The organism is Janthinobacterium sp. FT14W (genome assembly GCF_009208755.1).
Classification (GTDB): domain Bacteria; phylum Pseudomonadota; class Gammaproteobacteria; order Burkholderiales; family Burkholderiaceae_D; genus Janthinobacterium; species Janthinobacterium violaceinigrum.
Genome location: NZ_WFLL01000055.1, coordinates 19,682 through 31,170, shown reverse-complemented (window position 1 = coordinate 31,170; position 11,489 = coordinate 19,682). Strand labels below are relative to the sequence as shown.

Below are 11,489 nucleotides of genomic sequence, written 5' to 3'. Positions count from 1 at the left end.
AGCGCGCGCGAGCGGGCCACCTGCAGCGCGGCCGCCACGGCGTCGCCGGCAGCCTTGTCGCGCTCGGCGTCCGGGCCGCGGCTGTCCAGTTCCACCAGCAGATCGCCCGCCTTGACGGCCTGCCCCTCCCGCACGTGCAGGGCGCGCACGGCGGCCACGTCGACGGAAGCGACGGTCTTGGTGTTACCGGACGGAATGATCTTGCCCGCCGCATTGACGATAATGTCCACCTTGCCGAAGACGGCCCACAGCACCACGCAGCCGACGAGCAGCATCAGCACGCGCGCCGTGAAGCGCAGCGACGGCGACACGGGCCGCTCCTGCAGCGCCAGCGCGGCCGGCAGGAAGGCCGCCTCGTCTTCGCTCAGCACGGGCCCGCCCAGCGAGGCGCGGATGCGCCAGCTGTGCCGCAGCACCTGGCCGTAGCGGGCCAGCAGTTCGCCATACGCGGCCAGGCGGTGGCCGGCGCTCATGCGGCGCTCCCGGTCGTTCCCTGCTGCAAGCCGTACAGGTGGGCGTAGATGCCGCCGGGACGGGCCAGCAGCGCCGCGTGGGTGCCCAGCTCGGCCACCTGCCCCCGCTCCATGACGACGATGCGGTGCGCTTCGCGCACGGCCGACAGGCGGTGGGCGATGATCAGCACGGTGCGCCCCGCGCAGATGCCCCGCATATTGTCCTGGATGATTTTTTCCGACTCGTAGTCGAGCGCGCTCGTCGCCTCGTCGAAAATCAGGATGCGGGGATTGCCGACGAGGGCGCGGGCGATGGCGATGCGCTGGCGCTGGCCGCCCGACAGGCCCGTACCGTGCTCGCCCACCATGGTGTCGTAGCCTTCAGGCAACTCGCAAATGAAATCGTGGGCACCCGCCAGTTTCGCCACGGCGATGACGGCATCGATGGGCAGGGCCGGGTCGCTCAGCGCGATATTGTCGCGCACGGAGCGGTTGAACAGGATGTTTTCCTGCAGCACCACGCCGATCTGGCGCCGCAGCGACGCCGTGTCGATGACGGCGATATCCTGTCCGTCGATCAGCACCCTGCCCCGCTCGGGGATGTACAGGCGCTGCGCCAGCCGCGTCAGGGTGCTCTTGCCGGAGCCGGAACGCCCGACGATGCCGATCACCTCGCCGGGCGCGATGGCAATCGACACGTCGCGCAGCACCTCGGCCGCGTCGGGCCGGTAGCGGAAACCCACCTGCTGGAAGGCGATGGCGCCCGCGATGCGGGGCATGCGCGCCTTCTGGCCGCCCCCGTTCAGGCCGCCGGATTCCGTGCGGGCATTCAGGATGTCGCCCAGCCGGCTCATGGAAATGCCCACCTGCTGGAAATCGTTCCACAGCTGCGCCAGGCGCAGGATGGGCGAGGCTACCTGGCCCGCCAGCATATTGAAGGCCACCAGCTCGCCCACCGTCATCTTTCCATCGATGACGAGGGTGGCGCCCCACCACATGATGGCCGCCGTCACCAGCTTGCTGACGAGGGTGACGCCGCCGCTGGCCAGCATGCCGATGTTGTTCGCCGACAAGCCCGCCGACACATAGCCGGCCAGCTGCTTTTCCCACTGCTGCTGCCAGCGGGGCTCGACGGCCATGGCCTTTACCGTGTCGACGCCGCTGATCGTTTCGACCAGGAAAGACTGGTTTTCCGCACTGCGGTTGAATTTGTCGTTCAATCGCCCCCGCAGCACGGGCGTGAGCAGCATCGACAGGGTGGCGTAGACGGGAATCGAAGCGAGCACGATCACGCTCAGCGCGGCGCTGTACCACAGCATGGCGGCGATGAAGATGAAGGAAAACAGCACGTCGAGCACCAGGGTCATGGCGTTGCCGGTGAGAAAGGACCGGATGCTTTCCAGTTCATGCATGCGGGCCACGGAATCGCCCACGCGGCGCGCCTGGAAATATGCGATCGGCAAGGCCAGCAGATGGCGGAACAGGCGCGCGCCCAGTTCCACGTCGATCTTGCTGCTGGTGCGCGCAAAGACATAGGTGCGTATCTGGCCCAGCACGGCCTCGAAGACGATGGCGCAGACGAGGCCGATGGCCACCACGTTGAGGGTCCGCATGGCGTGGTTGACCAGCACCTTGTCCATCACCACCTGGAAAAACAGGGGCGTGGCCAGGCCGATCAGTTGCAGCACGAAGGAAATCAGCAGCACTTCGCCCAGCAGCCGGCGGTATTTGACGATGGCGGGGATGAACCAGCTGAAATCGAAGCGGGCCGTCTCGCCCGCATAGCTGGCCTTGCTGGTGAAAAAGATCAGTTCGCCCGTCCAGGTGGCGAGGAAGGCTTGCAGGCCGAGGATTTGCGGCGGCTGGCCCGGATGCTGGATCAGCAGCTTCGCCATGCCCGCCCCGCTGTCTTCGACCTTGCCGAGGATAAAGAAACGGCCGGCCGTATCGGTGGCGATGGCCGGCAGCGGCGCCTGCGCCAGCCGCGTCAAGGGCTGGCGCACCAGCTTGGCCGTCAGCCCCAGCTGTTTTGCGGCCAGCAAAATGGTTTGCCGCGTGAACACGGCCTGGCCGTAAGCGTGCTTGAGCTGGGCGCCGTCGGCGGGCACGCCATGCAGGCTGGCCATCAGCAGCAGCGACAGCAGGCCCGTGTCGGGCGTGGCGGATTCAAGGGGCGGCGTATCGTGGCTATGGGAGGTTGCGGGAAGTGCGCTCATCGGATCATGTCGGAAATTCAGTGGCGCAGCCTGGCCGGCACGTGCGAAGCGGGCCAGGCTGCGTAAGGGGTGATACGGCTAGCTAAGTAAGCGCCAGTAAATTCTTGTGGTTTCTGACTTCCATAACCGGCGCTCTGCTGCGTTGCCAACTGCTGGCAGTGCGCGCACTGCGTCGCAGCCGGCGCCTTGCATAGCTTCCGGTTCTGTTTTTCATGACGTCACAATAATTTCCTGACGATTGCTCAGACTTAGGCCTTAGTGGGCTGCCGCCAGCTGGATCTGCGCCGACGCAGCGCCATGGGCCGACCACGGGGCCGATGCAGCGGCCGGCACGGCAAAGCCGGCCATGGCTTGCACCAGCTGCGCCGCATCGGCTTGCCAAGCGCCGCTGCCGCCCTGGCTGGCAGCGCCCAGCTGCTGGCCCGCGCGCCAGTTCTGCGCCAGCACCGGCGCCAGGGTGGCGGCCGTGCCAGCAGGCAAGGTGACCTGGCCCACGGGCGGCGGCGTCAGGCCCGCCATCGCCTGCACGAGGTTTTGCACATTGTTGCCCAGCAAAACGCGGCCATCGGCCATGCGGAATTCCTCGATGCGCACCGCCGAGTCCGAGTACCAGTTGTTGATGGTGATCTTGTCCGTGGTGCCGATGGTGCTCACTTCCAGGTTCGCGCCCACCTGGCGGAACCACAGCTGCTCGGCATTGACGCCGGCCAGGAAGGACACGACGTCGTGGCTGCCGGCCTCCACCACCTCGGCGATGATGTCGGCGCCGTCGCCGCGGGCGAAGATATAGGTATCGTTGCCCGCAGCGCCGGCCAGGGTATCGTCACCCTTGCCGCCCTGGAAGGTATCATTGCCCAGGCCGCCAAAGAGGATGTTCTTCAGCTCATTGCCGATCAACACGTCGTCGAACTTGCTGCCGATGAGAATATTGAAATTGGCCAGCACGTCGACACCGGGACGCGCAGTCATGGGACCGCCTGCCGGTGCGAAGACCGCCGTCACGCCCGCAGTGGCGCCCGAATAGTTGACCGAGTTGCCCGCGCCTGCACCGTCGAGCACGTTGCCGCCCGGAGTCTCCACATAAAAGACGTTGCTCGTGTAGGCGCTGCCCGTCACCGTCAGGCCGGCGCCGTTCAGGCGCACGTTTTCCACGTTGTCGGCCACCGTGTAGTTGACGCTGGTGTACACGGTATCGTTGCCGCCGTTGCCCCGCTCGACGATGAAGTCGCCGCCATGGTTGACGTAATACGTATCGTCGCCGCCCAGGCCTTCCAGCAGGTCGGCGCCCGCGGACCCCGTGAGGACGTCGGCGTTCGCCGTGCCCGTGAAGGTCTGTCCCGTGGGCTGGGTGGGACCGTTGAAGTGCCAGGCCTGGGCCAGCACGGGCGCCAGGGCGGCGGCCGTGCCGGCCGGCAGGGTCAGCTGACCCAGCGGCGGCGGCGCCAGGTTGGCCATCGCCTGCACCAGCAGCTGCACGTCGGTGCCGCGCATGACGTGGCCGGCGGCCGTGCGGAACTCCTCGATGACGGGCGTGGCCGCGTTCCAGCCGCGGATGGTGATCTTGTCCGTCGTGCCGATGGTGCTCACTTCCAGGTCCGCCCCCACCTGGCGGAACCACAGCTGGTCGATATTGACGCCCGCCAGGAAGGCGATGGCGTCGTAATTGGCTTCGCCGGTCGACTCGGCGATGATGTCGGCGCCGTCGCCGCGCGCAAAGACGTAGATATCGTCGCCCAGTCCGCCGACGAGGAAATCGTCGCCCTTGCCGCCTTGCAAGGTATCGTTGCCCAGGCCGCCGGACAGGGTGTTGGCCAGTTCATTGCCGGACAGCACGTCGTCATAGGCGCTGCCTTCCAGGCCGGAAAAATTGACCAGCACATCCGTGCCCGGGCGTGCCGCCGGGGTGCCGGCGAGCGATGCGATGGCCGCATTCGCGCCCGTCCGGGAACCCGCATAGGTGGCCGAATTGTTGCTGCCGACGCCACGCAGGACGTGACCGCCGCCCACATCGACGTGGAATACATTGCCGCTGCCATTGCCCCCGTTCCCCGTCACCTCCAGGCCGGCCGCGCGCAGGTGCACCTCTTCGACATTGGCGTCCAGGGTGTAGCCGACCGTGGTGTAGACGGTATCGCGTCCGCCGCCAGCGTATTCCTTCACCACGTCGTTGCCATGGTTGACGTAATAAATGTCGTCGCCTGCCCCGCCGACCATCACATCGGCGCCCGCCGTGCCCTTGATGATGTCCGGGTTCGCCGTGCCCACAAAGGCCCCGTTGCTGGGCTGGTTCGGGCCTTCCGTGCGCCAGTTCTGCGCCCATGCCGGGGCCAGGATGGCGGCGATGTTCGATGGCAGGGTCAGCTGGCCGGCCGGCGGCAGCGGCAGCGCCGCCATCGCCTGCACCAGGCCTTGCACGTCGCTGCCCAACAGCACGCGGCCGTCGGCCGTGCGGAATTCCTGGATGCGGGGCGCCGTGCCGGCGACATACCAGCCGCTGATGGTGATCTTGTCGGCCGTGCCGATGGTGCTCACTTCCAGGTTCGTGCCCACCTGGCGGAACCACAGCTGGTCGGCGCTGATGCCGGCCAGGAAGGAAACGACATTGTGGGCGCCCCCCTCTGTCGATTCGACGATGCTATCGGCGCCGTCACCGCGGGCGAAAATATAGGTGTCGTCGCCCAGCGCGCCGAACAAGGTATCGTCTCCCTTGCCGCCCTGTAGGATATCGTTGCCGAAACCTCCAGCCAGGAGGTTCTTGAGTTCGTTGCCCGTCAGGACGTCGTCGAACTTGCTGCCCACGATGCTGGCAAAATTGACCAGCACATCGCTGCCCGGCGCCGCCGTCACCGGGCCATTCGCCCCGGACAGGGTGGCCGTCACGCCCGCGCCCGCGCCCACATAATTGACGGAATTGCCCGTGCCGCCGCCATCGAGGACGTTGCCGCCGGGAACATCAACATAAAAGACATTGTTGGTATTCGCGCTGCCCGTTACCGTCAGGCCACCGGCAGCGATGTGTACGTACTCGACGTTGTCGGCCACCGTGTAATTGACCGTCGTGTAGACGGTATCGGTGCCGCCGTTGGCCAGCTCGACGATCACATCGCCGCTGTCGTTGACATAATAGGTATCGTCGCCCGCCAGGCCTTCGAGCACGTCGGCGCCCGTCGTGCCGGTGAGCACATCGGCGTTCGCCGTGCCCACGAAGCGCTGCGGGGCCGCCGCCACACTGTTCAGGTATGCCTCGAGGGCGGAAATGCCATCGTCGCCGGCTGAGGAAACGGTAGATGCAGGTGCAAATTGCTTGGTCATGTTGCAGTGTCCTGTCGTTAAGCTGAAAACATCAAGGTTGAGTAAGCCGGCGCGAGCCGGCATCGGGCAAAAGTCCCGGCCGCATGCGGTCCGGGCCTTTCGGCGCATGGACGGCGCGGCTGAGCATCGCCTCGCATGCACCCCCTACTGACGTTCAAACGGGAGAAACACTGTTATTTGTCATGCAAATGTCACACTGCACGACGGTGGAGCATGGTGGGGAATCTGCCCTCGCTCTAGGCTAGGCGCCGAAAGTGCGGTCCTGTAACTGTTCCACCATGAAATCAATGAATACGCGCAAGCGCGGCGGCATGTGGCCGCTGGCGGGCCCCACGGTAAAGGCGGCCAGGAAGCGCTGCCGCGCGCCAGCTATGCCGCCGCCTTCCGCCATTTGCTCAATGGCCTGGCGGGGCTGGCCGTGGCGCTGGCGGCGCTGGCGCCATACTTGCTCAGGAAGGACAGGCCTCAGGCATCGAGGCCATAAAAAACGGCCACGAGGATGGCGATGTTGTTGCAGGCGCGCGCAAACGCCGTCGTCGCATAGGCGGCCGCCACGCCCGGGTCGCGGTAGCGCAGGTAGACAAAGCTGAACATGGCGCCCGAGCCCAGCGCGACGATGGCGTGCAGCAAGCCGCCGCTGATGAAATGCACGATGCCCCACAGCACGGCGCCAAGGAAAATGCTCAGCTGGCGGCTGGCGCCCAGGCGCTTGAGGATTTCCAGCGGCAGCAGCTGGCCCAGGAAGGTTTCCAGGATGGGAGAATAGATGACGACCCAGAACACCAGCAGGGGCAGCGACATTTCGCGCTTGAACCTGGCCAGGCCCGTGTGCGCCCCCCAGTATTCGGGCGGCAACAGCCATTTGGTGAGGAAGAGGATGGCAAAGCACAGCATGCAGGTGAGCAAGCCCCAGCCGAGGCCGGCAAGGGCCAGCTGCAGCCCGGGCGGCGCCGGTTTGTCGTCGTCCGGGCTGGAGAGATCATGGCTGCTGCGCACTTGCATGAGAAGTCCTGGCGGTGATCCAGCTCTCATTGTAGCGCGGAATACGACTATTGGCGCGTGGCTGTCGGCGTGCCGCGCGCCGCCCTGCCGTGCGGCCTCAGGCCGCCAGGCGCAACGGACCGTTGGCCGGCCGGGCCAGCTTGAAGATGCCCACTTCCTGTTCCAGCTGCGCCGCCTGCTGCTGCAACTCGTGGGCGGCGGCGGCGGCCTGCTCCACCAGGGCCGCGTTTTGCTGGGTCACCCGGTCCATGTCGACGATGGCGCGGTTGACTTGTTCGATGCCGGCGCCCTGCTCCTGCGTGGCGTGGCTGATCTCGGCCATGATGCCCGTTACCCGGCCGATACCGGCCACCACGTCATGCATGGTGGCGCCTGCCTGCTCGACGAGCCGCGTGCCCGTGCCCACCTTGCTGACGGAATCGTCGATCAGGGCCTTGATTTCGTGCGCGGCGGCGCTCGAACGCTGGGCCAGGCTGCGCACCTCGGTGGCGACGACGGCGAAGCCGCGCCCCTGCTCGCCGGCGCGCGCCGCTTCCACGGCCGCATTCAGGGCCAGGATGTTGGTCTGGAAGGCGATGCTGTCGATCACGCCGATGATGTCGACGATCTTGTTCGACGACGCATTGATCAGGCCCATGGTATGCACTACTTCGGCCACGGCCTTGCCGCCCTGCTCCGACACGGTCGACGCTTCGCGCGCCAGGCGGTTCGCCTGCTGGGCGTTGTCCGCATTCTGGCGCACGGCGGAAATCAGTTCTTCCATCGACGACGCCACTTCTTCCAGCGAGCCGGCCTGCTGCTCCGTGCGCTGCGACAGATCGCGGTTGCCCGAGGCGATCTCGGTCGAGGCCGTGGCGATGCTTTCCGTGCCGTGGCGCACCTTACCGACGATGGCGGCCAGGTTGTCGCGCATGGTCTTGATTGCAAACAATAAGCTGCTGTCGTCGCCGTGGCGCGTGTGCACGTCGATGGCCAGCTCGCCGAGCGCGATGCGCCCGGCGATCGAGGCCGCATAGGCGGGTTCGCCGCCCAGCTGGCGCAGCAAGCCCCGCGTGATCACGGTGGCGACGGCAATGCAGATGAGCACGCTAAGCGCGGCCAGCACGCCGATCCAGCGCAGGGACTGGCCGTAGATGGCGCGGGCATCGATGCTGGCCTGCTCCGATTCGCGCTGCACGTTTTTCAGGATGGCATCGATGTCGGCGACGATCTGGCGCCGCAGGGGGCTGCATTCCTCGACGAGGAAGCTGCCGTACTGCTCCATCTGCCCCGTGGCGCGGAACTGGCGCGGACGCAGCAATTCCTGCGCCATGGTTTTCAGGCCCGTGCTGACTTTCTCGAACTGGGGGTCGCCGGCAAACTGCGGCGCCAGCCTGGCCAGCGCTTCCAGGTACAGCGCCTTCTGGCTGTCGAGGATGGCCAGCTCTTTCTCGGCGGCAGCCTGGTCATGGAAGATATACGCGTTGCGCGCCGCCAGGCCCGTCTGGTCGAGCGCTTCGCGCGCCACGTACAGGGGGTCCAGTTTTTCCAGCTGTACTTTGTCTTGCGCGTCCATGGCGCCGGAGATGGCGCCGATGCGCAGCAGTGCGAAGGCAGCCAGCGCCAGCATGAACAAGACCAGCAGCCCGAAGCCTGCGCTCAGGCGCGCGCCTATCGTCAAACGATTGAATGACATCATTGTTGTTATTGCCCTGTAATAATAAAGTTGATTGTTGCCGGTTCGGTCAGCACTTCAGTACTGCCAACCGGCGATCTGCTCGCCGTCGTGTTGCCTTTCCTGCGTGGCGCAGGATGGGTCTCTAACTGGCGTTTTTTGGGCAGTCAGCTTCTAAATTCGGGCAATGCAGGCGCGCGGGACATGCCCTGCGCCATACAACAGCACACTGAATTATAAGCGAACAGCGTTCTCGATGATTCCACGCGCTCACTTTTAATGCCTTGATGCATATCAAAAAAGACAATCAACTGGTACCGGGCACATCGATGACGGCCATGGTGATGCGCGAAATGCAGCACAGCTTGCCATCTGCATCGACGATGCGGATTTCCCACACCTGGCTGGTGCGGCCCCGGTGTATCGGCGTGGCGCGCCCCGTCACGTGGCCGCCCCGCACGCCGCGCACGTGGTTGGCGTTGATTTCCTGCCCCACGCTCACTTGCCGGCTGGAATCGAGGCAGGCATTCGCTGCCATGCTGCCCAGGGTTTCGGCCAGCAAGACGGACGCGCCGCCGTGCAGCAGCTTGAACGGCTGCATGGTGCGGTGGTCGACGGGCATGGTCGCCTCGATCCAGTCGGGGCCGAACGCCGTGAAGGCGATGCCCAGGTGGCGCATGGCCGTGCCCTCGCTGGCGGCGTTGAGCGTGTCCAGGTCGAGCGGTGCGTGCCAGATTTCCATTGTTACCTCGGATAAGTGTGAAGAAAAAGACATTGTAGGGCAGCCCGGCCCCGCGCGCCGCTTCATCTTTCCTTCACCGTGGCACGGGGTGGCGATGGCATTAACTGGTTATAATTGCCCCATTCTTAAAAAACGAGGTTGTGTATGAAGTGGGCCTTGCTGGGCATTTTTGTATTTTCTGTGTTACATATTCATTTTCGTGGCAAGGTGCGCCTGCCGTTCCGCCGCCAGATCTTCGATCACTCCTCGTTCATGGCGCCGCTGAACCTGTTCATGCACACCTTTTCCAAGGTGCCGGCCACGCCGTATCTTTCCGTCGATCAGTTTCCGGAACTGGCGCCGCTGCAGCAGAACTGGCAAATCATCCGCGATGAAGCGCTGCGCATGCAGGAAATGAAAAAGATCAAGGCAGCCGAAAAGAACAATGACGTGGGCTTCAATTCCTTCTTCAAATATGGCTGGAAGCGTTTCTACCTGAAATGGTATGACGCGAATCACCCGTCGGCACAGCAGATGTGCCCGCAAACCTATGCGCTGCTGCAATCGATTCCCTCGATCAAGGCGGCCATGTTCGCGGAACTGCCGCAAGGCGGCAAGCTCAACCCGCACCGCGACCCGTTCGCCGGCTCCCTGCGCTACCACCTGGGCTTGCAGACGCCCAACGACGACCGCTGCTTCATCGACGTCGACGGCGAACGCCACAGCTGGCGCGACGGCCAGGCCGTGATGTTCGATGAAACGTATATCCACTGGGCCCGCAACGATGCCGACAGCGACCGCATCATCCTGTTCTGCGACATCGAACGCCCGATGCGCTACCGCTGGGCGCAAGCGCTGAACCGCTGGCTGGGCCGCAACCTGATGACGGCCGCCGCCTCGCCCAACGAACTGGGCGACCAGGTGGGCGGCGTCAGCAAGCTGTTCCAGATTTCCTGGACCATGGGCCAGTACCGCCGCCGCTTCAAGGCGTGGAACAAGACGGCCTACCAGGTCACCCGCGTGGCCCTCGTCGTAGGCGTGGTCGCGCTGATCTACTTTATCTAGGCGGCGCTCCGCCCCCATCAGAAAAACCGCCTTCGGGCGGTTTTTTTATAATGCGATGCACAGACCAGGAGAATTTGCAGAATGACCGAACGCGACCGCCAACACGATATCCAGATTGCCGATGACCGGTGGATCGAATTCATCGACCTCGCGGGACGCTACGAGCAGGCGATCGACCTCGACGCGCTGCTGGGAGAGCTGTGGCCGCTGATTTACCGGCTGGAAACGCATTGCGCGGCCGGTTGTTGCGGCATCGATGCCTACGACTTCACGCGCGAAGCCGTGGACGCGGCGCTGGCCGAACTGGATCGCGCGCAAATGCGTGACGCCTGCGCAGCGGCCAGGCGGGCCGTGACGGCGGCCGACGGCGATGTATTGATAAGTGCCACGATGAACCACTATGCGGACAAACGCGTGATCCTGCAATTGCTCGATCACCTGGACGCTTGCATCGCCGCGCGCGATTCCGCGGGCGCTTGACATTGCCAAGGCGGGAAGGTCCAAGCTAGCGGCATTCAACGATAACCGAGGAGAATCGCCCATGCCCAGGATCACCGTCTTGCCCCACCCCGAACTGGCCCCCGACGGCGCCGTGTTCGACGCGCCCGAGAACATGAGCATCTGCGATGCCCTGCTGCGCCATCGGATCGACATCGAGCACGCCTGCGGCCAGGTGGGCGCCTGTTCCACCTGCCACGTGGTCGTGCTGCAGGGTTTCGACTCGCTCAACGAGTTGGGCGACAATGAGGAAGACATGCTCGACCAGGCCTGGGGCTTGCAGCCCCACTCGCGCCTGTCGTGCCAGGCCCGCGTGCGCGAGGAAGACCTGACGGTGGAGCTGCCCAGGTACACGCTGAACCACGCCAAGGAGTAATCCCCGGCGCGGCTGCCCTGCTGCCCTGAGTAATCCTCAGGAAATTATTGTGAAGTTATGAAGAACAGAACCGGATGCCATGCAAGGCGCCTGCTGCGACGCAGTGCGAACACTGCTAGCAGCGCGCAACACCGCAGAGTGCCGGTTATGGAAGTCAGAAAGCACAATAATTCATTGGGGCTTACTTAGCTGC

Annotated in this window: 10 protein-coding genes; 3 read left to right on the top strand and 7 right to left on the bottom strand. The window is 64.9% G+C overall.

Annotated elements, in window-relative coordinates; all coding sequences use genetic code 11:
• The 7 genes from GCN74_RS25125 to GCN74_RS25095 form a co-directional block, all read right to left on the bottom strand.
• Positions 1-473 (bottom strand): biotin/lipoyl-binding protein (locus tag GCN74_RS25125; RefSeq protein ID WP_152259187.1); only part of this gene is annotated, 473 nt, incomplete at its 3' end.
• The gene (locus GCN74_RS25120) at positions 470-2,668 is read right to left on the bottom strand and encodes a type I secretion system permease/ATPase (protein WP_152259186.1); all 2,199 of its coding nucleotides are present in this window, start codon (positions 2,666-2,668) and stop codon (positions 470-472) included. The genes GCN74_RS25120 and GCN74_RS25125, both read right to left, overlap by 4 nt.
• Before the next feature lie 255 nt (positions 2,669-2,923).
• The gene (locus GCN74_RS28940; protein ID WP_193317251.1) at positions 2,924-5,980 is read right to left on the bottom strand and encodes a calcium-binding protein; all 3,057 of its coding nucleotides are present in this window, start codon (positions 5,978-5,980) and stop codon (positions 2,924-2,926) included.
• A gap of 241 nt (positions 5,981-6,221) precedes the next feature.
• Positions 6,222-6,371 carry a hypothetical protein gene (locus GCN74_RS28935; RefSeq protein ID WP_193317250.1) on the bottom strand — a complete coding sequence of 50 codons (150 nt, stop codon included), beginning with the start codon at positions 6,369-6,371 and terminating at the stop codon, positions 6,222-6,224.
• A gap of 74 nt (positions 6,372-6,445) precedes the next feature.
• Positions 6,446-6,982 (bottom strand): CPBP family intramembrane metalloprotease, encoded by a 537-nt coding sequence (locus GCN74_RS25105; protein ID WP_193317249.1) that lies wholly within the window; start codon positions 6,980-6,982, stop codon positions 6,446-6,448.
• Between the two features lie 97 nt (positions 6,983-7,079).
• Positions 7,080-8,660 carry a methyl-accepting chemotaxis protein gene (locus GCN74_RS25100; RefSeq protein ID WP_152259184.1) on the bottom strand — a complete coding sequence of 527 codons (1,581 nt, stop codon included), beginning with the start codon at positions 8,658-8,660 and terminating at the stop codon, positions 7,080-7,082.
• A gap of 283 nt (positions 8,661-8,943) precedes the next feature.
• Positions 8,944-9,378 carry a hotdog fold thioesterase gene (locus GCN74_RS25095; RefSeq protein ID WP_152259183.1) on the bottom strand — a complete coding sequence of 145 codons (435 nt, stop codon included), beginning with the start codon at positions 9,376-9,378 and terminating at the stop codon, positions 8,944-8,946.
• Between the two features lie 144 nt (positions 9,379-9,522).
• Here GCN74_RS25095 and lpxO point away from each other — a divergent pair, with 144 nt between their 5' ends.
• From lpxO to fdx, 3 genes are all read left to right on the top strand, one after another.
• Positions 9,523-10,422 (top strand): lipid A hydroxylase LpxO, encoded by a 900-nt coding sequence (gene lpxO / locus GCN74_RS25090; protein ID WP_152259182.1) that lies wholly within the window; start codon positions 9,523-9,525, stop codon positions 10,420-10,422.
• Positions 10,423-10,503: 81 nt separating this feature from the next.
• The gene (locus GCN74_RS25085) at positions 10,504-10,902 is read left to right on the top strand and encodes a DUF6331 family protein (protein ID WP_152259181.1); all 399 of its coding nucleotides are present in this window, start codon (positions 10,504-10,506) and stop codon (positions 10,900-10,902) included.
• A 61-nt stretch (positions 10,903-10,963) separates the two neighbouring features.
• Complete coding sequence (gene fdx, locus GCN74_RS25080; RefSeq protein ID WP_152259180.1) at positions 10,964-11,296, top strand: ISC system 2Fe-2S type ferredoxin; 333 nt, start codon at positions 10,964-10,966, stop codon at positions 11,294-11,296.
• The last annotated feature ends 193 nt before the right edge of the window (positions 11,297-11,489 follow it).